Annotated in this window: 18 protein-coding genes; 4 read left to right on the top strand and 14 right to left on the bottom strand. The window is 38.3% G+C overall.

From position 1 onward, the window contains the following. The first annotated feature begins 152 nt into the window (after nucleotides 1-152). The 3 genes from ruvB (at nucleotide 153) to ybeY (ending at nucleotide 2,148) form a co-directional block, all read left to right on the top strand. Nucleotides 153-1,187 (top strand): Holliday junction branch migration DNA helicase RuvB, encoded by a 1,035-nt coding sequence (ruvB, locus tag B045_RS0109620; RefSeq protein ID WP_018464060.1) that lies wholly within the window; start codon nucleotides 153-155, stop codon nucleotides 1,185-1,187. A gap of 76 nt (nucleotides 1,188-1,263) precedes the next feature. Beyond that, a complete protein-coding gene (gene coaD, locus B045_RS0109615; protein ID WP_018464059.1) occupies nucleotides 1,264-1,710 on the top strand; it encodes a pantetheine-phosphate adenylyltransferase in 447 nt (148 codons plus the stop codon). Between the two features lie 12 nt (nucleotides 1,711-1,722). Beyond that, nucleotides 1,723-2,148, top strand: coding sequence for an rRNA maturation RNase YbeY (gene ybeY / locus B045_RS0109610; protein ID WP_018464058.1), 426 nt, complete (start codon nucleotides 1,723-1,725; stop codon nucleotides 2,146-2,148). A gap of 82 nt (nucleotides 2,149-2,230) precedes the next feature. Here the strand turns inward: ybeY and B045_RS0109605 are convergent, their stop codons facing one another. The 7 genes from B045_RS0109605 to B045_RS0109575 form a co-directional block, all read right to left on the bottom strand. Further along, on the bottom strand, nucleotides 2,231-3,757 hold the full coding sequence (locus tag B045_RS0109605; protein ID WP_018464057.1) for a S41 family peptidase: 1,527 nt from the start codon (nucleotides 3,755-3,757) through the stop codon (nucleotides 2,231-2,233). A 122-nt stretch (nucleotides 3,758-3,879) separates the two neighbouring features. After that, complete coding sequence (locus B045_RS0109600) at nucleotides 3,880-5,859, bottom strand: DNA topoisomerase IV subunit B (RefSeq protein WP_018464056.1); 1,980 nt, start codon at nucleotides 5,857-5,859, stop codon at nucleotides 3,880-3,882. Nucleotides 5,860-5,924: 65 nt separating this feature from the next. After that, the gene (locus B045_RS0109595) at nucleotides 5,925-7,070 is read right to left on the bottom strand and encodes a hypothetical protein (protein WP_018464055.1); all 1,146 of its coding nucleotides are present in this window, start codon (nucleotides 7,068-7,070) and stop codon (nucleotides 5,925-5,927) included. A gap of 61 nt (nucleotides 7,071-7,131) precedes the next feature. Then, nucleotides 7,132-8,322, bottom strand: a complete 1,191-nt coding sequence (locus B045_RS0109590) for a THUMP-like domain-containing protein (RefSeq protein ID WP_018464054.1) — start codon at nucleotides 8,320-8,322, stop codon at nucleotides 7,132-7,134. Next, on the bottom strand, nucleotides 8,319-8,771 hold the full coding sequence (locus tag B045_RS0109585; RefSeq protein WP_018464053.1) for an MgtC/SapB family protein: 453 nt from the start codon (nucleotides 8,769-8,771) through the stop codon (nucleotides 8,319-8,321). The genes B045_RS0109590 and B045_RS0109585 overlap by 4 nt, the downstream gene beginning before the upstream one ends. 151 nt (nucleotides 8,772-8,922) lie before the next feature. After that, nucleotides 8,923-11,430, bottom strand: a complete 2,508-nt coding sequence (locus tag B045_RS0109580; RefSeq protein WP_018464052.1) for a glycosyl hydrolase 115 family protein — start codon at nucleotides 11,428-11,430, stop codon at nucleotides 8,923-8,925. Nucleotides 11,431-11,442: 12 nt separating this feature from the next. Further along, nucleotides 11,443-13,389, bottom strand: a complete 1,947-nt coding sequence (locus B045_RS0109575) for a sialate O-acetylesterase (protein WP_018464051.1) — start codon at nucleotides 13,387-13,389, stop codon at nucleotides 11,443-11,445. A gap of 224 nt (nucleotides 13,390-13,613) precedes the next feature. Here B045_RS0109575 and B045_RS0109570 point away from each other — a divergent pair, with 224 nt between their 5' ends. Beyond that, nucleotides 13,614-17,594, top strand: coding sequence for a hybrid sensor histidine kinase/response regulator transcription factor (locus B045_RS0109570; protein WP_018464050.1), 3,981 nt, complete (start codon nucleotides 13,614-13,616; stop codon nucleotides 17,592-17,594). Between the two features lie 103 nt (nucleotides 17,595-17,697). On the opposite strand, the gene B045_RS0109565 is transcribed toward B045_RS0109570, so the two are convergent. From B045_RS0109565 to B045_RS14520, 7 genes are all read right to left on the bottom strand, one after another. After that, on the bottom strand, nucleotides 17,698-19,893 hold the full coding sequence (locus B045_RS0109565) for an alpha-galactosidase (protein WP_025884338.1): 2,196 nt from the start codon (nucleotides 19,891-19,893) through the stop codon (nucleotides 17,698-17,700). 168 nt (nucleotides 19,894-20,061) lie between these two features. After that, nucleotides 20,062-22,458 carry a polyribonucleotide nucleotidyltransferase gene (pnp, locus tag B045_RS0109560; RefSeq protein WP_018464048.1) on the bottom strand — a complete coding sequence of 799 codons (2,397 nt, stop codon included), beginning with the start codon at nucleotides 22,456-22,458 and terminating at the stop codon, nucleotides 20,062-20,064. 186 nt (nucleotides 22,459-22,644) lie between these two features. Further along, the gene (locus tag B045_RS0109555; protein ID WP_018464047.1) at nucleotides 22,645-23,139 is read right to left on the bottom strand and encodes a hypothetical protein; all 495 of its coding nucleotides are present in this window, start codon (nucleotides 23,137-23,139) and stop codon (nucleotides 22,645-22,647) included. Between the two features lie 40 nt (nucleotides 23,140-23,179). Continuing rightward, entirely contained in the window at nucleotides 23,180-23,662 is a 483-nt protein-coding gene (locus B045_RS0109550) for a hypothetical protein (RefSeq protein ID WP_018464046.1), read from the bottom strand. 45 nt (nucleotides 23,663-23,707) lie between these two features. Next, complete coding sequence (locus B045_RS0109545; protein WP_018464045.1) at nucleotides 23,708-24,349, bottom strand: hypothetical protein; 642 nt, start codon at nucleotides 24,347-24,349, stop codon at nucleotides 23,708-23,710. 41 nt (nucleotides 24,350-24,390) lie between these two features. After that, a complete protein-coding gene (locus B045_RS0109540) occupies nucleotides 24,391-24,867 on the bottom strand; it encodes a hypothetical protein (protein WP_018464044.1) in 477 nt (158 codons plus the stop codon). Nucleotides 24,868-25,085: 218 nt separating this feature from the next. Beyond that, nucleotides 25,086-25,919 (bottom strand): carboxylesterase family protein, encoded by an 834-nt coding sequence (locus B045_RS14520; RefSeq protein WP_018464043.1) that lies wholly within the window; start codon nucleotides 25,917-25,919, stop codon nucleotides 25,086-25,088. Nucleotides 25,920-26,284 lie beyond the last annotated feature (365 nt).

The raw sequence follows: 26,284 nt of genomic DNA, 5'->3' as shown, positions 1-26,284 counted from the left end.
AAAATATTGCATTTGTATTGGGTAATTAGTTCGACTTGTAGTATCTTTAAATAAGATACGCGGCGCCTCAACAATAAAAATAAAATATTGCATTTTTTATTTTGTATTGTGTTCGGCTTGCAGTATCTTTGCAGAAACAAAAAAAGATACGAATGTCTGAAGATTTTGATATACGAGATGAAAGTTTGTCTACGGCTGAGAAAGAATTTGAAAACGCTTTACGACCTCTTAAATTCGCTGATTTCAGCGGTCAGAAACATGTGGTGGAAAACCTCGGTATATTCGTTGAAGCTGCCAAATATCGTGGCGAACCTCTTGATCACACACTACTTTACGGACCTCCGGGACTTGGAAAGACAACTCTTAGCAATATCATTGCCAATGAACTTGGCGTGGGATTCAAGATAACTAGCGGTCCGATATTGGACAAGCCTGGAGATTTGGCAGGAATACTTACATCGCTGGAACCTAACGATGTGCTTTTCATTGATGAAATTCATCGTTTGTCGCCCATCGTTGAGGAATATCTGTATTCCGCAATGGAAGACTACAGAATAGACATTATGATAGACAAGGGACCTTCGGCAAGATCAATACAGATAGACTTAAATCCTTTCACTCTTGTGGGAGCGACAACAAGAAGCGGTATGCTTACGGCTCCTCTGCGCGCCAGATTCGGCATAAACATGCATCTGGAATATTATGACCCAAAAACACTGCAACGCATCATTAAGAGAAGCGCAATGCTGCTTAGAGTTCCTATAGACGATGATGCAGCAGTGGAAATAAGTCTGCGTAGCCGTGGAACTCCACGTATTGCAAACTCTCTACTTAGACGTATGCGCGACTTCGCACAGGTGAAAGGCAACGGAACTATAACGGGCGAGATTGCACAAATGGCCCTGCAATCACTGAACATAGATAAATACGGACTTGACGAGATCGATAACAAGATATTGTTGACAATCATTGACAAATTTCGTGGCGGTCCTGTTGGAATCAGCACCATCGCAACAGCTATAGGCGAAGATACTGGTACCGTGGAAGAAGTATACGAACCGTTCCTTATCATGGAGGGATTCATTAAGCGAACACCTCGTGGAAGAATGGCAACCAAACTGGCATACGAGCATCTAGGCAGAAATCCTTATGTCGGAGATTCAATGCAAGCAGATCTGTTTGAATAGAAAGAACTGCTATTTAATACGAATTATTTGCATATAACTTAATAAAAGATTAATTTTGCAGCAAATTAACAGATATATGAGAATAGGATTATTCACAGGTACATTCGACCCTTTTACAATAGGTCACAAATCAATAGTCGACAGAGCGTTACCGCTTTTTGACAAATTGATTATTGCTGTAGCGTTAAGTAACAGTAAGAATACTTCCAGTGAAATAGAAAAACGTGTGGACGACATAAAAAGCATTTACGAAGGGATTGACAACATTGAAGTGAAATCTTATAGTGACCTGACAATAGATATGGCCAAAAGAGAAAATGCTCAATTTATTGTTCGCGGTGTAAGATCGGTAAATGACTTTGAATATGAACGCGAGCAAGCTGATGTCAATCACTTATTGAGCGGAATTGAAACTATTTTATTATTCTCTGAGCCTAATCTTTCGATTGTTAGCAGTTCTATGGTAAGGGAACTGAAATCATTTGGCAAAGATGTGTCTGACTTCTTACCGAAAAAAGATTAATTCATTAATGATATGATAACATACGATGTAGACGGCGTTAAAATGCCAAAGATAAAGAAACGTCTAATCAATAAATGGATTAAGGCTGTGGCTGCTACTTATGGCAGAAAAACAGGCGACATTGGTTATATGTTTGTTGATGATGAAAAAATTCTGGAAGTAAACAACGAATATCTCGGACACGATTACTATACAGACATTATCACTTTTGATTATGACGAGGATGACGTGATAAGCGGTGACTTGGTGATAAGCCTTGATACTGTACGTACCAATGCGGAAAAGTTCGGAAAAGATTACACTGAGGAACTTAATCGCGTAATTATTCACGGCATACTACACCTTTGTGGTATAAATGACAAAGGACCAGGAGAAAGGGAGATTATGGAGGCTAACGAAAATAAAGCTCTAGCTACATTAGCTTCATTACAAGATTAAACAAAACCTATATATAAATAAAGCCACAGCAAAACCATTAAATGGTTTGAGCTGTGGCTTTATCATTGTTATGTATTCCTTCTTATTGTGATACCATTAACTTAACGGCCTTCATAACAATAGGATTACTTTCATTGATAATTTGGAAATACTCACTCATATCCCACAAATCACGTGCAACAAGAGCTTTCAATTGAAGTTTCAACTGTGGTAAGGTCGCATTCAATTCCTTATCATCACGAGGCTTTATCTTCTGTTTTGCGGCTTCATCGATGATGTCTTTCACAAATGATTCAGGTATCTCATAACGAGCCATGAAATCACCAAATGTAGGATATTTACTCTTAAGTTGGCGACGGTTATTATCTACATATTTAAGATTGGCATTAATAACGATACTGCGCGCTGCCAGCTCTCTGAAAAAACGTGTATACTGTGTAGTGTCAAGCGGAACGAAATAATCAGGCATAATACCACCACCACCATATACAGTACGATGCTCGCGCAAAGTTTGATATTTAAGTGAATCCGCAAAATGTATGCTATCGGCACTATAAAGTTCACCATGTTCAAATCTGTTTTCTATATCCATCGCATAATCAAGTTGCTGTCCCTTTTTATAAGGTTTCTGAATACAACGACCAGACGGAGTGTAATAATGTGCTATTGTAAGACGAATCATACTGCCATCACTAAAATCAATCGGACGCTGCACAAGTCCTTTTCCAAAAGAACGTCTACCTACAACAACTCCACGATCCTGGTCTTGAATAGCACCAGTTACAATCTCGGCAGCCGATGCTGTATATTCGTTGATAAGCACTATAACTTTACCGTCTAGAAGTTTTCCGTCGCCCTGAGCACGATATTCCTGCTGCTGAGCACTTCTACCCTTTGTATAAACAATAAGGTCGTTACGACGCAGAAATTCATTTGCAATCTGAACAGCAGACATAAGATAGCCACCTCCATTCTCTTCCAAATCTAAAACAAGATCTTTCATACCTTGCTTTTGAAGAGATTTAACAGCTTCCATAAACTCCTCATAAGTAGTAACACCAAAACTACCTATACGGATATATCCAGTCATAGGTCGAATTATATATGCCGCATCTATCGTCTTTACAGGTATTTTGTCACGAGTAACTACAAACTTCAATATGCCAGGTATTCCACGTCGCACAATGCCAAGCTTTACTTTAGAGCCTTTAGGACCACGAAGTTTCTTCATTATCAGTTCCTTTGACATCTTCACTCCTGCAATAGCGGTATCATTCACTGAAACAATTCTATCACCAGCTATTATACCAACCTTTTCAGAAGGTCCGTTTACAACAGGCTGAATAACAAGCAATGTATCTTGCACAATATTAAACTGAACGCCTATACCCTCAAAAGAACCTTGAAGCGGTTCGTTCATCTCTTTTGTCTCGGCAGCGGTGGTATATGCTGAGTGGGGATCAAGTTTCTCTATCATTCCACGGATACCATCCTCAACGAGTTTCTTCTCGTCAACAGTATCAACATAAAGGTTACTGATAGCCATTTCAGCTATCTGCAACTTACGCAGGGGACTATCTTTACCGAAGTCTATACTCTGAGCGGACATGCTAAGAGTGAGGAGGCTAAAAAGCAAGAATAATACTGTTCTTGGTTTTACCACATACATACTATATTTTAAAAACATTTTCTTCATATTATTCTTTTTATTAACCTTATCTATTTGTGATTTTAGATTTCTTCTAATAGTTCTTCGTCAGCAATATCCTCCTCAACAACAAGATTGTCGATAATGAAATTCTGGCGTTCCATAGAGTTCTTGCCCATATAATATTCAAGTAGTTTACCGACTTGATCGGTCTTGTGGATTGTAACCTGTTCGAGACGCATATCAGGACCGATGAAATGTACGAACTCATCAGGACTAATCTCACCAAGGCCCTTGAATCGAGTAATCTCAGGATCTGGGCCAAGTTCCTTAATCGCACTTTGTCGCTCCTCGTCTGTGTAGCAATATCTAGTGACAAAATCGCTCTTTTTTTCCTTCTTTCCGACTTTAGCATCTTCCTCTGCAATAACCTTCTTATTCTTTATCTTTGTACGTTTGTTACGTACACGGAACAAAGGAGTCTGCAATACAAATACGTGTCCTTTCTTTATAAGTTCAGGAAAGAACTGCAGGAAGAATGTTATTATAAGCAATCGAATGTGCATACCGTCCACATCGGCATCGGTAGCAACAATAACTTTATTATATCTTAATGTATCAAGTCCGTCTTCAATATCAAGCGCAGCCTGAAGAAGATTAAACTCCTCATTCTCGTAAACGACTTTCTTGGTAAGACCAAAAGAGTTAAGCGGTTTACCTCTCAATGAGAATACAGCCTGTGTATTTACACTACGGCTCTTAGTTATACTTCCACTGGCAGAGTCACCCTCAGTAATGAATATAGAAGACTCTTCTTTACGGTCATCCTTTACATCACAGAAGTGAATACGACAATCACGCAATTTACGGTTGTGCAGATTAGCCTTCTTTGCTCTTTCACGTGCCAGTTTAGTAACACCAGCCATAGCTTTACGCTCATGCTCACTCTCCTTGATTTTATTCTCCATAACTTCGGCAACATCCTGATGAATATGTAGGAAGTTGTCTACGTTCTGCTTAATGAAGTCACCAACGAATTTATTAATGCTTTCTCCATCAGGAGACATCTGTGTAGAGCCTAACTTGATTTTGGTCTGACTCTCGAACACAGGTTCGTTGACATTCAATGCTATAGCGGCTACAATACCGTTACGAATATCGGTATATTCATAGTTCTTGTTGAAAAACTCTTTTATTGTCTTTGCAATATGCTCCTTAAAGGCACTCTGATGAGTTCCTCCCTGTGTGGTATGCTGACCATTTACAAAGCTATGATACTCCTCACCATACTGATTGGCATGAGTAAATGCAATCTCTATATCCTCACCGATGATATGAATTATTGGATAAAGTCCATCGTTGGTCATATTGTCATTCAACAAATCTTCAAGACCATTACGACTCTTTATTCGTCGTCCATTATACATGATCGTAAGTCCACTATTAAGGTAGGTATAGTTACGCAGCATTACCTCTACGATATCATCATGGAAATTATACCCTTTAAAAAGAGTACTATCTGGTTCAAAATAAATATAAGTACCACCCTCATCATCAGTTTTAGACGTCTTATCAGACTTCTTTACACCTTTCTCGAACGAAAGTTCACGTACCTTTCCATCACGATATGATTTCACTACAAAATGTGAACTCAATGCATTAACAGCCTTTACACCGACACCATTCAATCCAACACTTTTCTTAAATGCTTTAGAATCGTATTTACCGCCAGTGTTTAGAACGCTTACCGCCTCAGCAAGTTTACCCTGTGGAATACCACGGCCATAATCACGCACACTGACCCTGAGGTTTTCGTCAATATCAACCTCTATTCGGTCTCCCGCTTTCATTTTGAACTCGTCAATTGAATTATCAAGGACCTCCTTCAACAATACATATATACCATCTTCAGGTAGATTACCGTCTCCTAAACGTCCGATATACATACCCGGACGAGTGCGCACGTGTTCCATATCCGAAAGATGTCGGATGTTATCATCAGTATATTCAACCAATGACTCCTGATTGTTGATTTCTTCGTTTATGTTTTCGTTTTCTGGCATATTTATATTTTTGACTTATTTTATTCTTTCCGCATTGGAATATATCCAATATGAAGAAGCTTTACTTAAATACTTTTTCTGAAGCAACGGCGACGCTTATGGTTTACAGGTTCAAATGCTCCCCACTGGCTCTGCACACCTGTGTTTGATTCCATCTCAACCTGGCTTTCACCCCATTTAATTCCAGCAGCCTGATAGCGTGGTAACAAATCATAGAACAACAAAGCATTAGCTCCCTTTGCTCTATATTCTGGTAATATACCCATAAGCAACAAGTCTATACCGTCAGTCTTATTGAACTTTAGAGCTCTGATAACATGCCACCACCCGAAAGGTAGTAATCTGCCACGATGACATTTCTGTAATGCACGCGAAAGCGAAGGGATCGTTATTCCCATACCAACCATCTTATTGTCAGCTCCGGCATCCTCAATAACAGTCACGAAATCCAGATTTACTATCGGCATATACATCTTGACATATTGATCTATCTGCTTCTCTGTTAATTCAACGAAACCATATAAGTCTGTGTATGTATCATTGATAAGAGCAAACAACTTATGACCATAACCACCTTCATAAACATCCTTCTTTGTGAGTTTACGAATCTTCAAGTTATAGCGCTTCATTACCATCTCTGCCAACTTAGAATACCTTTCTGGGATAGCATCTGGAACTGGAAGGAAATATTCAACATAGTCATTGTCCTTCTCAAAGCCACCAAGTTTTTCTATGTGCTCAGGATAATATGAATAATTATATATCGTCGGCATTGTACCCAACTTATCAAATCCCCATGTAAGCATACCTTCAGGATCCATATCTGTAAATCCTAAAGGACCTACAATTTCATTCATGCCCTTTTGCTTGCCATAATCCTCAACGGCTTTCAAAAGCGCACCGCTTACATCTATATCATCAACAAAGTCTATCCACCCGAAACGTACAGACTTCTTATTCCATTTTTCGTTTGCCTTATTATTAATTATAGCCGCTACACGACCGGCTACTTTTCCGTCTTTATAAGCAATGAAATATTGAGCTTCACAAAAATCAAATGCAGCATTCTTGTCTGGAGAAAGTGTATTTAGCTCATCGCTATAAAGATTAGGAACATCATATTCATTGCCTTCGTAAAGGTCATAATGAAATTCTATGAAGGTTTTTAAATCCTTCTTCGTTTCGACCTTCTTTATTTCTACTAATGACATTATATTTATTTTTTATATTTAAAACATGCAAATTTAATTAAAAACATGCACATTTCAAAATTTACATCATTTTTTTGCAGATTATTAAAGCATGTTGTTCGTTCCAAGCTGTAGTTGCAAAGATATATATATCGCCTCCATCTTTTATTTTCAAACGTTTTCGTAGTTGATCTGTCGACAATGGGAAATTCCTTACGGTGATATTTGCTTGTTCGACACCTTTCAGTTTTTGCTTTAATTCTTTCTTATTAAATGATGATATTGACATGATATGGAATCTACGACCAGGAAAATCATCGATTTTATCGTTGGAAATAAACAAATGAGAGTTTTTTCCTATGCTAGATACATTATAACGTGAAACAATTTGATTAAAACATCCTATTTTCATTATAGACGCATTCGGTTCATAAAGACATTTTGCTTCATCAATAGAAATTGGCAACACTGCAACATTCGATGGTTCTTGTGTTGTAATGAATACATCTTCATTATTCACGCAAAATAGCTTAACAGAGTGCTGTTGTGCATCCTTGCACATGATCAAAAGCAATTCTTTGCATTCGTTGTCAACACTTACGACATGTACCTCAGTAACATATTTAAGTTTTTCTACAGCTGCATGCCAATCAAGCATAGGCGACAACTTTATAATTACCACAGATGCTTTCTCAACAAGTTCATCGCATAGTTCAACTACATCGGGTGTACAGTCTTCTATAGCATAAGTCTTTGCTCCATTTATATCGCGCCGTGCTGGATCAACATAAATCACAGCTTTTTTTCCTTTCATCGAATGTAGATAATCCACACCATCACCACATTTCACATCTGCATGGTGCATTCCTAACAAATCAAGATTGTGCTTTGCGATATCACACAGATGCTGTTGGCGTTCTACATAAACAGCTTTCTCGAAATTGCGACACATAAACGAGAAGTCTACTCCAAATCCACCTGTGAGATCTATTAGCAAAGGCATTCTATCGCCACTTCCATTTTGTAATCTCTCACAAACTGAAGCTTTATACATTGCCGTAAACTCACTAGAACATTGCTCCATAGATATATGAGGCGGATATATCATTCCTTCTATCTCTGCCCATGAAGGCAGTTTACTGCGGGCTATCTGCCAACCACGAATTTGGTCGAGTGCCCACGGCATGTCTATATCTGGAAACTTAGCAGCAAGAAAAGCAAGCTGCCGTACATCTTCAGATTTATGTAAATTAATAAACTCGGAAACGGTCATTCCTCTTTTCCTTCCTCTTGCCTCTTTTCAAGAATCTTCAGCAAATAGTTGAAAGCCTCCAAGCCGATAAGCACCAACAGTGTTGCCGACAATGCCAAAAGATACATTCCTGCACCACAAGTAAGACCAATGGCAGCAGTAACCCATACGCAGGCAGCGGTAGTAAGCCCATGAACAGTATTCTTTTGGAATATTATAGTACCAGCTCCTATAAAACCAATACCACTTACAACTTGTGCTGCGATTCTAGATACATCAAGATGCATCTGTGAGTTAGTAAGTACTCCGTTAAAGCCATAGACTGAGATTATCATGAAGAGAGCAGAACCAAGTGCTACAAGAAAATGTGTACGCAGTCCAGCAGCCTTTTCACGATATTCACGTTCCAAACCTATCATACCACCCAATAAGGCAGCAATAAACAAGCGTAATATAAAATCCAACGTCATAAAAACTCCTTTGATTTATGATTAATTCATTGTAAAAACACTGCATAAGATAACAGAAGCATTAAGCTTTATGGAATTCTATGCCTAGTGTCGCTGTATATTATGCAAAGATAATAATTTAAACATCAAATTAATCATAAATCAAAGAAAATCATTTATTGCTTCTGCTATGATAGCTCTCGTTCATAAACAGATATGCATTCTTATAACCTCCATAGTCTACAACAATCTTCTCAAATACAATTGCAGGGTCAACAGGGGTCAAAACCAAATTGTGAATATCAACACCTCTACTCAAAGGAAGAGTAACAACGCTCTCTACGACCCTTCTTGCAATAGTTGGATAATATATAGAGTATATATTATCTGGGCGTTCATTTAATTTCCCATTAAAGTTGACATTTACATTCTTTCCATTGTCAAGAGACACATAATATGAAAGTCCGCCTTTATTGAGATAGTCAAGTGTAGACTTAACTACAATATGAATCTTTACACTATCCTTTTGATTATCTGCAGCGTTGAATCTATATGTCACACTTGCACCATCTGTAGAATTGGTGTTTGGCATAAGAGTAAGTCCACTAAGCGTACGCCCCATATAAGGAATGACAGTCCATTCCGCTTTAGAATTAGAAGGCTTTGCATTATAATAATGTTCTGCTTCCATTGACACTACCCCATTATTACCCTGAAATGTGAAACCACCAGACGTAATATCAGATACTCTATATAACTTTGGCATCATATCATGTGGGAAATTATCATTCCAACTAGTATAACCTATATGTTTTTGAGTCATCATTCCATTCCATTTTCCTCCGGCTATATCATGATTATAAGCTGCACACAATATAGAGTCCCGTTTAAAAGCCTGTTCACAACGTTCTGCCCATATATTTGCAGCAGGATCATCATTCGCATAAAGGCTATTATTCATCGCCTGTGAATAATACATATAATATAAATTACTCATTGCCTGAACTGGGAATAAAATAAGTTCGTTGTAAGCGTCACGTTGGTCTGGGCGTAATGTGATATACTGTCGCAAAGCCTCTGTTTCTAACTGATGATATTGCGCTACTACCTGTTCCCATTCGCCAGTTTCAAGGTTATATGTATTCTTGTCTAGCATCTCTGCTGTTACTCTACCATTGTATTTACATACAAGATTAAGTATTCTCGCTGCTTCGGCAGCCTGTTCGTTACCAAACTGTTGCTTGCAAAAAGCTAATGTATGTTCAGTAACATTCTCTGGCTTATATTTGTCAGTATTCCACGCCATATCCATAAATAGTGATATAGGATATTCCATTGGTTTTAGATCACCTACATTAAGAATCCACATACGATTTATTCCATTGTTATAAGCTAGTTTCAGTTGTTCGCACATATTCTGAGTAGGAGTCACGTTGAGCCATTTCGTATTTCGTGGAGCACCCACGTAATCTACATGGTAATAAAGTCCCCAACCTCCAGGATGTTTTCTTTCTTTTTCATTTGGCACTCTTCTGATATTACCCCAATTGTCATCACACAACATGATAGTAACATCATCAGGCACACGCATTCCCTTGTCGTAATAATCAAGGACCTCTTTATACAAAGCCCATACCTGAGGAGTCTTTGAAGCTTGTTTACCAGTAACATCACTGATAATTTTGCGCTGATTAACCACTACTTTTTCCAAAAGCTTTGTATCTGCATCTGTACTCATAGCTTCATCACCATCACCGCGCATACCTATTGTCACGACATCTTCTTTACCTTTTATCCTTTCTATACCTTCACGGAAGAATTTATCCAGAGTTGCTTGATTAGTTTTATAGTTCCAGTCCCCATACTCTTTTCTGTGGCGCGCCCATTCCTCATGATTACGTGCCATTGGTTCATGGTGAGACGTACCAATTATAACTCCCATTTCATCGGCAGTCTTACTATTTTCCGCATCATCAGCATAAAAAGCCCAGTTCCACATCGCAGGCCAAAGCATATTACCTTTCAATCGAAGTATCAACTCAAACACACGTGAATAGAATCTATGATCACCATAGTTTGTACCGTAAGTATTTTTAACCCATGACGTGAGACAAGGAGCCTCATCATTAAGAAAAAGTCCACGATAGCTAACGGAAGGAGTTCCGTCGCTATACGTGCCTTTGTTTACATAAATATTATCATGATGTTCTATTGGAACATCTGCCCAGAAATACCAAGGAGAGACTCCTATCTGTGAAGACACTTCGTAAATGCCGTATATAGCTCCGCGTCTGTCGCTACCGGCTATTACCAGTTGTCTACCTACAAAGGTGATGATATACTTCTCGCTCTTCCCACGAAGTTGACGGACATCAATCTTACCTTCCTTTATAAATTTATCTATTATGGTAGAGTGACCTATTGTCCCAACTACAACATCAGCCTTAACAGCATCTGTAAAAACAATTTTAGCCCCACATACTTTGTTTATGTCTCCAGCCAGATTATGAAGAGCAATTCCGACTCCCTTCATCTCATCGTTTCCAACATAAAGATTTACACTGTCGTTGCGATTGAGCATAATATCACCAGAAGTGAAACTTACGAAACGGCTTGCTGCAATTATAGGCATAGCCAATAATGAGATAAATAATAAAGTGATATTTCTGAGCATGTTCATTTAAAAATAAAGTTATTTCTTGAAAAGATGCGGAACAAACTCCTTCAGACAACGACGCCATGTGAGCCATTCATGCAGTGTTCCAGGAGATACATAACTATCAACTTTTACGCCAGCTTGACGCAAATCCTCAATAAGTTTGCCTGTACCCATATTCTCTAAGCTTCCACAGCCAAGGAACAGATAATGCAGCTTTGAATTAACCTCTTGGGGACGTGAGAAGATGCCGTCATAAGTCTTGTTCATATCAAGCCCGAATATAGCACCGCTGAATCCTCCAGCATAAGAGAACTTGTCAAGATTGGTAAACACCACGTCGAAAGTTTGATGTCCGCCCCAAGACAATCCTGCCATTGCACGGTTGTCACGATCACTCTTTGTACGGAATGTCTTATCTATGGTTGGAATAAGGTCATTAAGCAATGCCTTATAGAAAGTAGCACCATAAGAGCTATGTCCTGCCTCATTTGGTCCACCTTTGAAAGGAGCCTTTACATCACCGCTTTCCATAACTACAATCATAGGAACTGCCTCTCCACTTTGGATAAGGTTATCCATAATATTCTGCATCTGCCCCTGATGGCTCCATCCTGTTTCATCTTCTCCCATACCGTGCTGCAAATATAGTACCGGATAACGCTTGTTTCCTTTTTCATATTCAGCAGGAGTATAAACCATTGCACGTCTCCATTCTTTTGTAGACTCTGCATAATAGCTTAAAGAGCGAACCTGTCCCTTAGCTACACCCTGCTGTGGACGATAGTAATTACCTTCTTCACCTTCTGGAATTTCTATACCTCCGGCTTGACGACAACATCCAAAGAATGTATCACTTGCAGGATCAACAATCTGTACACCATCTACAAACATAAAGTAATAATGGAAACCTACAACCAACGGATCAGTTACAGCTGTCCAATTTCCTTTTTCGTCACGCTGCATATCATATTTCTTTCCGCATACATCCACCTTTACATTTTTGGCAGATGGTGCATAAAGACTGAAATAAGCACGATGGTTGCTGTCTATCTTAGGGAATTCATTTCCTGGTTCTGCTGTTGAAGCAACAACTGCATCAGCAGGAATTGCAATCGGTGTAAATACAGGATAACCTAGAAGTGACAACATCTTGTAAGCATAACGACGTCCAAGTTCACGATAGCCAGCTGCATCGAAATGCAAATCATCAGGACCACTAGTGCAACCTTCTGAAGAAATTACATGAGCGGTATGAATAGTTTCTGGCAGTGCGTCGATAATAGGATTCATTGCCACACAACGTCCTTTACCACCAGCTCTTACTACTTCTCCGGCAAGCAATGGCACATCTTCTGACTTCAGATTAAGATCGGCTATTAGCTGATTATATACAAATGCCACTTTGTTTCCCCACATTCGGTCTCCAGTGTTTGACTCTCCCTGATGAAGTAGTATGCCTTTTATCACACCTTCTTTCTGGGCTTTCTTAGCCAATTCAACTAGTCTCTTATAAGGATTGTTGCCATAAGCCTTCAACATACCCTTCATCCACTGAGGAGCGCGAGTCTTTACGTAGTTGTCAACAGAATCACGCATAAAGGTTTCTATGTGGCATCCGCCTATTGCTACTGTGATAACACCCACTTTTACATCTTTCGGCAAACGTTCAACCATAGTTCTGCCGAAGTAATCAACGGGAGTGAGTCCTGTGTTCTCACGACACAAAGGTGGAATAGCAGTGTACCATTGTCCCATCTTTCTGTCTAATTTATGGTCATCCACAGCAGCCATCATCTGGAATCTACTGTCAACACCATCCAAATCCTCTTGTTCAATTTTTGCATTGCCCTCCATATTAGATTGTCCAAAACAAAGGAAGATGTAAAAGTTCTTGTCAGGTGCCGCTTTTACTGCCAACACCGACGTAACCATAGCTGCGCCAACAAGAAGGCGCCTCAATAATACGTTTTTTCGTTTCATGTTTTCTGATTATTATTAACAACAGTGACAAAGTTAAGCATTATATATTATATATATATTAATAAAAGTTGCACAAACTTCTCACTATGTAACATTTTTCTTATTTTGCGTTTCAAAGACTTTGCCTTATGTAACATTTTAAAGAAATTATAATCTGTTTTGTTTTGCTTTTCCACCCTATTACAGTATCTTTGCACAAAGATACGAAATTTTACCTAGACAACATGAAATACTTTTTAATTTTACTATCATTACTATTTTCTATTAATACCAATGCACAAATAGGGAAATTATACAATGGAGACAACCAACTTTCGAGTAGTTTTGTCAACAATGTTTTCCAAGACAAAGACGGTTACATGTGGATTGCAACACGTAACGGTTTGAACAGATATGACGGATACCAATTCAAGATTTTGAAAAAGGAAAACAAGGTATTCGGAATAACCAGCAATTATATTAACTATGTATACCAAGACCGTCAAGGAACATTATTCATTGGCACAAATAATGGTGTGCAGAAAATGGTTAATGGAAAATTTGAGGATATAGTCCTACTTAGAGCAAACGGCAAGAGAATAAAAACATACATAACTGGGATTCTGCAACTTAAAAACGGTGATATCATCGTTAGTAGTTCTGGATATGGAGTGATGAAACTAAAAGGGAAATATGGAACTCCTTATGCTAGAATACCCAAAAACACGAATTATGTAGTTCACATGCTGGAGGACAAGCATGGTCAACTATGGTTAGTTACAGAAGACAAGGGATTACTATGCATTAAGGGAAACAGTATAAAACAATATTTTCTTAGTGCAGACGAGAAAGCATCCATAAAAGACGGGGATATCTGTGAAGATAAAAAAGGAAACATATATGTAGGTACCAATGGAATGGGACTATGGAAATTAAACAACGGTGCAAAACAGTTTGTGCTGATAAAGCCTACCGCCAAAATGCCTATCAAAGATTTATATATTGACCATCAGGGAAATGTATTACTTGGATGCGACGGTATCGGATTATATGTATACTATCCTAATACGGGTCAGCTTTCAGCAAATCCATTCTATAGCAATGATATAAGTCTTCCAAAGACTAAAATACAGACTATTGTTGAAGACCGAAACGGGAATATATGGCTTGGAATGATGCAGAAGGGCGTATTCATGCAACCCGCTAAAAGAAGAAATTTCGAATACATGGGTCCAAAACTTGGAACCTTCAATTATATAGGAACAAACTGTGTTACAAGTATCATTCAAGACACCCGACGCAGATTATGGGTTGGTACGGATAAAGATGGATTATATCTTCTGGATAGCAACAAAAAACTGATAAGGCACTACACAAACGTTCCTGGAGCGATATTGTGCATGTCTGAAGATAAATTCGGACGTATCTGGATTGGCAGCTATCAGCAGGGATGCGGATGGGTCGACGGAGAATCCGCAGCATACCATCCTGTTGACATAAAAGCAGGAAGTAGTTCCAGCATTTTCGGTATGGATATTGACAAAAGTGGTAACATCTGGTTTGCTACTATGGGACAGGGACTTATAAGACTAAATCTTACCAACTATAGCATCACACAATACAGGATGAAAGCCGGAGCAGATCTTAACAGGCATATTAACTCACTTCCAAACGACTATCTTGCAAAGATTAAAGTTTCACATGACGGAACAAAAATATATGTGGCTAGTTCTGTAGGTATGAGTTGCCTTGATATAAAGAGCGGTAGCTGGCTCAGTGTTTTTGGAAGCAACTGCCCAAATTATGCTACTTTCTCACGCATTGTATGTGAAGATCACCAAGGACATATATGGATGGGTACAAACGATGGGCTTTACTGCTATAATCTTAAAAGCAGACAAAGTAAGATGTACACCATGCAAAATGGCCTTCCTGATAATGGAATTGCCTGTATTGAACAAGACAAGAAAGGACGTCTGTGGATAGGAACTGATCATGGATTATGCTGCATGACAACAGATGGGAAGGTAATAAGTTGCTACTATGCTAACAATGGTCTTCAAAGTAATGAATTCTCAGATGGAGCATCTTTCATTTGTAAAGACGGTCACACGATGTATTTCGGAGGTACTGACGGTATCAACTGGTTTGATGCAATAAAGACAAACAATATGTCATGGAAAGCGAATGTTATTATTACAGGAATAATAATTGGCAATAAAGAAAGAAATACTGATATTATGGGCGACAATTTCAATCTGGAATATGAGGACAATTCTTTTTCTATCCACCTTTCTACGCTCACATACGATGATCCAAACAACATTACTTACCTATACAGTATAAACGGTGAAGAATGGACTCGTCTGCAACCAGGGATGAACGAGATTACTTTCAGCCACCTTTCTCCTGGTACATATAAGTTCCGAGTAAAAGCCATGTATAACAACATGTCTTCACAAATAAAGGAATTCACCATGCACATATCTTCACCATGGTATAGTTCTACGGTTGCTTATATTCTATATTTAATTATCATCGGCGTAATAATATACTTTATATACCATTATCAAAAGCGCAAGGAATATGACAGAATGCAGATTCAGGAGCATATTCATGCAGAACAGATGGGTGAAGCTAAGTTAAGGTTTTTCATGAACATCAGCCATGATATACGCACCCCAATGACTCTTATTGTCTCACCGCTACTCCAATTAATCAAGGAAGATGATGATATGCACCGTCGAAGTGTGTATGAAACAATAAAGAGAAATGCTGAGCGCATACTTCATCTTATTAATCAGATGATGGACCTTAGAAAGATCGATAAGGGTATGCTTACCATGCACATGCAAGAGACTGATATGGTGAATTTCATAGATGATGTTTATTCATTGTTCAGCGATCAAGCAAAGATAAAAGACATTGATTTCAATTTTACCCACGATAGTGATACATTGTCTTTATGGATAGACAGACACAACTTCGATAAAGTGTTGGTTAATATCATCTCAAATGCATTCAAGTTTACTCCTACTGGTGGAAAAATTGATATAGAACTTACACATAACGATTCTGAAGCAAATATTGCCATAAGAGACAATGGAGAAAAGATTCCGGAAGAGAATATCAAACGTATTTTTGAACGCTTCTATCAAGCTCAAAACTCTGTAAACGATAATAATATGGGTACAGGAATAGGGCTTGACCTTGCCCGTTCGTTGGTAGAACTTCATTATGGCGATATTCAGGCACATAACATCGACAATGGTGACGGTTGCGAATTTATCGTTACGCTCCCACTTGGTAATTCACATCTTAAACCAGAAGAGATGGTCACCGATGATGATGACAACAAAAAGACGGATTTAATTGAACTGAACGAAGAGGATGATGAATCTGCCGTTGAAGATAATAAGATGAGCCCTGATAAGATTGACATTCTAAACGAGCAATTATCTAACCGTAAAAGGCAAACGATAGTAATAGCAGAGGATGATGACGAGATCAGACAATACCTTGAGCACGAATTATCTGGAGATTTCTATGTAATAGCTTGTCCAAATGGTAAGGAAGCTTTAACAGCTATAATGAAAGAAATTCCTTCTCTTATTATCAGCGATATCATGATGCCTATTATGGACGGTAACGAACTGTGTTCAAAGGTAAAGAGCAATATCAACACTAACCATATCCCTGTTATAATGCTTACTGCTAAAAGCCGTGACGAAGACCGACTTGAGGGGTTGGAAATGGGTGCTGATACATATATCGTAAAACCTTTCAATCTGGATATACTTCGACGCACTATTATAAACTTGCTACACCAGCGTGAACTACTACGTAATAAATTCAACGGATCTGAATCACAAGAGAATAACCTTGAAAAGATAAATGTTGAATCACCTGATAACAAACTTCTAAACCGCATTATGAGCGTCATAAACAATAACCTTAGCGACCCTTCATTAAATGTGGACATGATTGCTCAGGAAGTTGGAATTAGTCGTGTACACCTACATAGAAAGATGAAGGAGCTAACAAATCAAACTCCTCACGACTTCATACGCAACCTAAGGTTAAAACAGGCTGCACATTTATTGGAACAAGGATATCAGAATATCACAGAAGTAATGTTCGCATGCGGATTCACAAATTCAGCATCATTCTCAACAATGTTCAAAAACCTATACGGTAGGTCTCCACGTGAATACATGAAGAATTAAAAGTAGATATATAAACATGATAAAGCCCTCTTGAATTCATCTTCAAGAGGGCTTTTCATTTTCACTCCTCAAATACTTAACAATTACTAACTTGCTATTTTAATCATTCTACTGAAAGTTCCAACACCCTACTCGACCATGCCGTCTGCTTTCCCCAGTCCACACTATGGTTATAAGGCATTTCCAAGCCGTGACTCATAAGATATTCACCGCTATAGCTCTTTCCCTCACAGTCAAGAGGTTTATTGTCGATACGGTTAAGTTCATGGACCTTGTACATTTTGTTTGCATCAAGACCAGCCATCTTTATCAATGGCAAGTGCTGATTGATAAATGTCTCAGTCTTCCACCAATAGAATACAGCCTTCTGCTTTGCATCATCAACATACATAAGACTCGCTACGCCTTTCTTCTCAAAAGGACTTTGCAATCTGTATATATTTCCTAACTGCACAACAGGGCGTATTTCTTTATATTCCTTAATTGCTTGTCGACATAAAGCCTTTTCATCTTCAGTCATATTCTTTGGTTGAATCTCCATTCCTAGTCTGCCGCTCATAGCAACATCAATACGATATTTCAATGGTATAACACGCTGTGTCTGATGATTAGGAGCAGCACTGATATGGCACGCCATAGCTATTGCTGGGAAGAAATAACTCGTACCCCATTGCATATAAACACGCTGTAAAGCATCCGTGTTGTCACTTGTCCAGAATTCATCAAACCATGGAAGCACTCCCCAATTGGCTCTTCCTCCACCGCTTGCGCAAGCCTGAATCACTAAGTCTGGGTACTTTGCACGAATACGCTTACACACATTCTCAAAACCACGATGATACGCAATATATAGATGACTCTGATTATCCATTGGCAGATACTGAGAACCATGATTCATTATTGGCATATTTGCATCCCATTTGATATAGGCAAGATCGGGATATTTTGTCATCAGATTGTCTACTATACCAAACACGAAATCCTGCACCTTCGGATTAGCCAAGTCCAATACAACCTGTGTGCCTCCTCGCCCCAACACGGCATCGCGGTTAGGCGCCTTTATAATCCAGTCAGGATGCTTTTCGTAAAGTTCACTTACGGTGTTTGCCATCTCTGGCTCAATCCATAGACCGAATTTCACGCCATGTTTCTTTGCATCTCTAAGAAGTCCATCAATACCATCAGGTAGCTTGTTCTTGTCAACAACCCAGTCGCCAAGACTTGAATTATCCGTTTTACGGGGATATTTATCACCAAACCACCCATCATCCATCACAAACAGTTCTCCGCCCATAGAGGCGATATCAGCCATCATCTGGTCCATTCCCTTCTGGTTGATATCAAAGTAAACACCTTCCCATGAGTTCAGTAGTATATCGCGAACTTTGTTTCCGTGCATTAATTTATATTCACGTCCCCATTTATGGAAATTACGACTCGCACCGCTAAGTCCTTCTTTTGAAAACGTAAGCGCAAGAGCTGGGGTTGTAAACGTCTCACCCTTTGCAAGATGATATTCCGAGTTGTCGGGATTTATGCCCGCAAAGAAATAATGATAGTCGGTATCGTCAGTGACTGTCTTTAGTTCATAATTTCCACTATAACATATCGCTGCCCCGATGACATTGCCCTCATTTTCACGAGCCTTACCATCAAGAGAAAACATCACCTCACCATGCGAGGTATGGCTATTTCTCGCTCCGTCTTTGTTACTGATAACCATTTCGCCTGGTGCCAGCGGTTCTTCTGATACCTGAGACTCGTTAGCCCATGAACCATACAGATGACTTATCCAAACATCTCCACGGCGGATAGGCAACATTGCTGATTCAAATTCAGTTAGAGTAACAGTTCCTTTTTCCTCATTCTTCACGTCTGTCCATGCCTCTATCATATCTACGTCGTTATAAGCACGGTAATACATGTTTACTTTGATATTATATACAGGATCTTTAAGGTGTATTATGGTAATATTAGCGTTTCCGTCTTGCTTATATGACACGCCTGTAGCAACAAGAGCTGTAGACATGTTTCCGTCACTGTGGCGCATTGCCAATGCAGCCTCTGCCGGGCAGTTCATTCCATAGGCAGGATATGCATCCATTCTTCCTCCGCTGGGAACAGATAGATTCTTAAGGTCTGCAGCATTTAGTCTGCTTCCGAAATAAACATACTGAGGCTGTGCGCCTTTTTCTACATTCAGCACCATTGAGATGCTATGAGTCTGTACAACCACCTGCTCTGCAGATGCAGTGGCAGACCCCATAAATAGTAATGCAAATAATAGTTTAAATTTCATTATGATATTAGTGTTGATTCAACTTTGCAAAACTACAAATAATAAATGAATAACACTAATACTTTTTTTGCCATTTGTAATATAAAAAAAATCCCTGCAACACCATATTTGGGTTGCAGGGATTATTATATCTCAATAATGTTTATTACAGTTTATCCTATAAAAGGATTACTCTGCATTGTTCTCATTATTTTCATTACTTCCGTTGTTTTCTTCAGCATTATCTTTGTGCTCGAAACGACGATTGCCATTATTACCACCCTCGTAGCGATCATCATCATTACGTGGACGACGGTTGTAATTATCACGGCGGTCATCATCACGACGTGGGCGGAAATCACCCTCGCGACGTGGACGATATTCACCACGCTCACCACGCTCACCACGGTCGTTACGATCAGGACGTGGGCGACGCTCACGCTCTACATAACCCTCTGGCTTCTCTAGCAATGCACGACGAGAAATCTTATATTTACCAGTCTTAGGATCAATCTCCATCAACTTAACCTTTATCTTGTCGCCTTCATGGATACCAGCCTCTTCAACAGTTTCAAGACGTTTCCAGTCAATCTCACTGATATGAAGCAGACCATCCTTACCAGGAAGAATCTCTACAAAACAACCATAAGGCATGATGCTACGAACTGTTCCCTCGTAAACCTCACCGATTTCAGGAACAGCAACGATAGACTTGATCTTGTTCATAGCAGCTTCAATGCTATCCTTGTTAGGAGCTGAAATCTGAATATGTCCCTTACCGTCAGCCTCATCAATAGTGATTGTAGCACCGGTTTCTTCCTGCATTTGCTGGATAATCTTTCCACCAGGGCCAATGATAGCTCCGATGAATTCCTTAGGAATATCAAGAGTCTCAATACGTGGAACCTGTGGCTTCAATTCAGCACGTGGTTCTGACATAGTCTCAAGCATCTTGCCCAAGATATGCTCACGTCCTGCCTTAGCCTGCATAAGAGCCTGCTCAAGGATTTCGAAGCTCAAACCGTCACACTTGATATCCATCTGTGTAGCAGTAAGACCATCTTTTGTACCAGTAGTCTTAAAGTCCATATCACCAAGGTGGTCTTCATCACCAAGGATATCACTCAAAATAGCATATTTATCTTCTCCAGGATTCTTAATCAATCCCATTGCAATACCACTTACAGGTTTCTTTATTGGAACACCAGCATCCATAAGTGCAAGAGTTCCTGCACAAACACTAGCCATAGAAGAAGAACCGTTAGATTCAAGAATCTGACTTACCAGACGAACTGTATAAGGATAATTCTCAGGAATCTGACCCTTCAAGCCACGCCATGCCAAGTGACCGTGGCCAATCTCTCTACGGCCTACACCGCGCTGAGCTTTAGCCTCACCTGTTGAGAATGGAGGGAAGTTATAGTGAAGAAGGAAACGCATATAGCTCTTTCCAAGCACGTCGTCAACCATCTTTTCATCAAGCTTTGTACCAAGAGTACATGTAGAAAGAGACATTGTCTCACCACGCTGGAAGATTGCACTTCCGTGAGGCATTGGCAATGCATCAACCTCGCACCAGATAGGACGGATGTCTGTAGTCTTACGACCATCGAGACGCATACCTTCATCAAGGATACAACGGCGCATTGCGTCACGCATAACATCGTCATAATAACGGTGAGCCTCAGCATGCTTCTCTTCCAAATCATCAGCTGAAAGATCAGTATGAGCTGCATCGTAAGCTTCAAGGAAGTCTGCGATAATCTTGTCAAAAGCATCCATACGTGCATGCTTCTCAAGAGCCTGCTTGTTTACGTCGTAAACAGGAGTATAGAGTTCCTTCTTAATCTGCTCGCGGAGTTCTTCATCATTTATTTCACCATCGTACTCACGCTTTACGTCAGTACCAAGTTCCTTAGAAAGTTCTGTCTGAAGTTGACACATAGGTTTGATAGCATCTGCTGCAACCTTCAATGCGTCAATAAGATCCTGCTCTGAAACCTCTTTCATCTCACCTTCAACCATCATGATGTTGTCTGTTGTTGCACCGACCATAAGGTCCATGTCAGCATCAGCCATCTGCTGGAATGTTGGGTTAATCACGAATTCACCGTTTACACGAGCTACGCGAACCTCAGAAATAGGGAAATCAAAAGGAATGTCTGAACAAGCCATGGCTGCTGAAGCAGCAAAACCTGCCAATGCATCAGGCTGATCTACGCCATCTGCAGAAAGCAACATAACCTGAACATAAACTTCAGCATGGTAATTAGAAGGGAAAAGTGGACGAAGTACACGATCCACCATTCTAGAGGTTAAAATCTCATTGTCACTTGATTTACCTTCGCGCTTTGTAAAGCCACCAGGGAAACGACCTGCAGCACTATACTGCTCACGATAATCCACCTGCAAAGGCATAAAATCTGTTCCCGGAACCGCATCCTTTGCTGCACAAACAGTTGCTAGAAGTACAGTGTTGCCCATGCGTAAAACCGCAGCGCCATCAGCCTGTTTTGCAACCTTTCCGGTCTCAATTGAGATGGTTCTTCCATCTGGCAATTGAACTGTTTTTGTAATAACGTTCATCTAAAAATTTAAAATAACTTATTGTTTTATCTACATCTTATAATACTGGGCAAAGATACCTATTACATATGAAAAAAAAGAATAAACGCATAATTATTTTAGATTTTTAATTATAAAGCCGTATTAATTACTTTTCTCATAAGCTATAGACTGTTATACAACCCTAGACATTAGCAGCCATTATTATTACTTCTTTGCATATTTGCCATCAATCCAAATGTCACTGACAATAAAATCTTTTAGCAATAACGCTTCTGCACTAGATGTTAGTGCTCCATCTGGAACACTTTTATAGAATTGTTCTTCTTCTACCGTATAAGGAGCCTTGAAGGTAATAAGAATCCTTGTAAGCCAATTATGATGGTATTTGAAAATATAATTCCACATTTTTGAATCTGCCCAAGTTATGTCTACACACATAACGTATGATTTTCCTTGTGGGTCGATATATGGAGAAGTCATACCAATTCCTATACATCCAATAGAGAAGTCTTTTTCATAGTATTTAAGAAACTCATTGAATTTCTTGTTGATGAAATAACTTTTCTGTTCAATAAAATTCTTGCAAAGATACTGTGTGGTATCCTTTTGCACAGAATTTAAATCATAATATTTAAATTTCTGTGCGCTGCTGTTTAAACAGCACCACACTAATGTAATAACAAATAAAACTTTTTTCATGATTATATTGTTTATAAGTAAGTTGTGAACTTAATTATTGCTATTTATTTAAATCAGTAGGAGTTTTGATTTCTTTAGTATAGCTCCCTGTAACAGATTGTATTTTACCATGAGAATCCAAAGTTATTTTGAGCCCAATCTCAATATATTTTTTTTCATCGGAATCATAAATAGGATACCTTACAAGATAATAAGCTCCTCTTTTTTCTACTTTTAAATTACCCAAATATTGAGCCTGAATGCCATTATCATCTGTAGCAATATCTGCTGCTGAACTATTAGGATCATCTATCTCTAATAAAACAGACTGTTTAAAAGAATTTGAAGCATACTCATTAAGTAAGGCTGTATACTGCTTATAAAAATCATCAAAATTAGGTGACTGACAAATTACTGCAAAACTTGAGTAAAAAGCTCGAATAGACACTTGATTTTGATCTACCTGCTGCTGAGCTTTGCTTACTGTTGGCAATATCAATAAAGCCAAGAGTAAAATTTTAATTAAATGGTGTTTCATCATCATATTTTAAATTATATATATCTTATCATTGGAATATTGCATAAGTTATTACTTATTTTTCTTTAAAATAATTTCATTTATTTCTACAGTGGCAGTTCTTGAAATGACCTTTGATGTAAAAGTCCCACGTTCTGTTTCTATGGTGATTGACTGAGGACATGGCATTTGATTATCTATATACACTATAGTAGCGAAAGAATGTATCTTTGAAAGATCATCATAGGCGTAATCGCCTAAACTAACGCTTAGATTATTTATAATATATGGAATATCACATAGATGCTTTACCATTTTGCACTTTAAAGACCAATCATATTGAGACACATCTGTATATTCAACATTTAAAAAATCACATGGAATAATAGATATTTTATCTAATCCTCTAATACTATCAGATAATAATTCTGATTTATTATCCGTGATTCTGATTTTCTTTATTGAGCTTGTAATGCCATCTAAATAACATTTGAATCCAAAAAGTTGTCTACGCTCGTTTGCATCCTTTAATTTAACCACAATTAAATAATAATTCCCATGGTTCTTGTTTGGAAGTTCTATCCCTTTAATATTGATCTTTTGCATAGAGCCTCCAACAACTTCATAGTTAGGAGTAACAGTCTGCTGGCAACAATATAATGTATAACAGATACAAACAATTATAGGAATTATCCAAATGATATTTTTTTTCATTATTACATAAGTTTATTAGTAAGTTGTGAACTTAATTATTGCTATTTATTTAAATCCGTAGGAGTTTTGATTTCTTTAGCATAGCTGCCACTAACAGACTGTATCTTACCATGAGAATCCAAAGTTACATCGAGCCCTATCTCAATATATTTTTTTGTATCAGAATCATAAATTGGATAACTAACAAGATAAAAAGCTCCTCTTTTTTCTACTTTTAAATTACTCAAAGATAGTTTCTGAATACCATTATCATCTGTAACAATCTCTGCTGCTGGACTATTAGGATCATCTAGCCCTGATAAAACAGACTGTTTAAAAGAACTTGAAGCATATTCATCAAGTAAGGCTGTATACTGCTTATAAAAATCATCAAAATTAGGTGACTGATAAATTACTGCATATTTGCAATAAAACATACGTATATATGATTGATTGCTATCTACCTGCTGCTGAGCTAGGCAAACTGTTGGCAATATAAACAAAGCCAAGAGTAAAATTTTAATTAAATGTTGTTTCATCGTATTTTTTTAGTTCGAAAATATTGTTTATGTGGCTACCTTATTCATTAAAAATAATTGAGAATGGGAGTAACAATTCCGTTGAGTTTACGTAACACAAATAATTATTGCGAATATCCAAATGATTATCTTTTTCGTGATTACACTCTTAGTAAGATTATGTACTCGAAATGGTCCGTTTCTTTCTTTTTGCCGTTTTTCTCATGGTTAATATAATCTTAGTATTCATTTCCTGTTGTGATACTTGGCCCGTCAATAATTTCAGGATTAGGAATTCCTGAATGAATGTCACTATATGCTTTATGTATATCAGAAAGGTCTATTGAAACATCTTTGTTTACGGGTCTGTCTTTGTCAACCAAACTATGAGAGAACAACCAATCGTATGTCTTTTTTAGGTAGAATATACGAGCAGGAGTTCCATGATTGGCTCCTTGAAGCCAATTATATCGCAAGCGAGTGTCATTACCAGAATTCTGCAATTTATCTACTACCACTTCTGACTGCTTAATAGATACTGCCCTATCCGCAGTACCATGAATAATCCAGAATGGCAATTTGCCTAATCCGCTTACATCATGAAGTGAAGTTCCCCCACAAAGAGCCATTCCTGCAGCTATTCGATCTGGATATGTTGCACAAACATCCATTGTCCCATAACCACCAAGACTCATACCAAGCACATAAACTCTTGTAGAATCACATTTGTAGTTTGCCTTTACCCAATCAAGCACCTCCATAATCTTCTTAGGGCTCCATGCTCCACCAGGGTTTTGCGGCACAACAGTAATAGCATCTATCTCTCGTCCTTTCACAATAGCATCAAGAGGTCCATAGCGTCTCACCCTATTTAGATTATGGCCACACAAACTAGCACCATGAAGGAATATAACTACGGGAGTAGTCTCTAATGAATAAAAATAATCCTGCGGAGTATATACCCAAAAGTTATATCCTCCCGGTATCTGGTTCTTCACCGGACGCAGGAAATCATAGGCTGAAGCATTTAATGAGACTAGCATCAGCAATAATATATATATTGTTTTTTTCATAGAAACAGATAACTTATAGACTTTCAAAGATAAGACAAATATGAAACATTTCAAAATTATTTATGCATTTATTGCCATATTTATAATATTATTAATATTTTTGATACAAATATAAATATCAAGTCTTCATTATTTTATTGTAGTTTTTATTTTTAACACTTACATTTGTTTGAAGTTCAAATCAGTATAGTTAGATGTTTAAAGATTCTATAACTATGTTATTTTTAGGTTAAGAGTAGTAATAAGGACTTTTGTTTTTATTAAATTTACTACCTTTGTATAAGGTAGAGCTGCACTCAGCATAACATTCAAACAAGTTTGATGATTCTGCATTCGCTTGCAATACCTTTGTATAAGGTAGAGCT

The sequence above is a fragment of the Segatella paludivivens DSM 17968 = JCM 13650 genome, from assembly GCF_000373185.1.
Classification (GTDB): domain Bacteria; phylum Bacteroidota; class Bacteroidia; order Bacteroidales; family Bacteroidaceae; genus Prevotella; species Prevotella paludivivens.
This window is presented reverse-complemented; position numbering and strand designations above follow the sequence as displayed.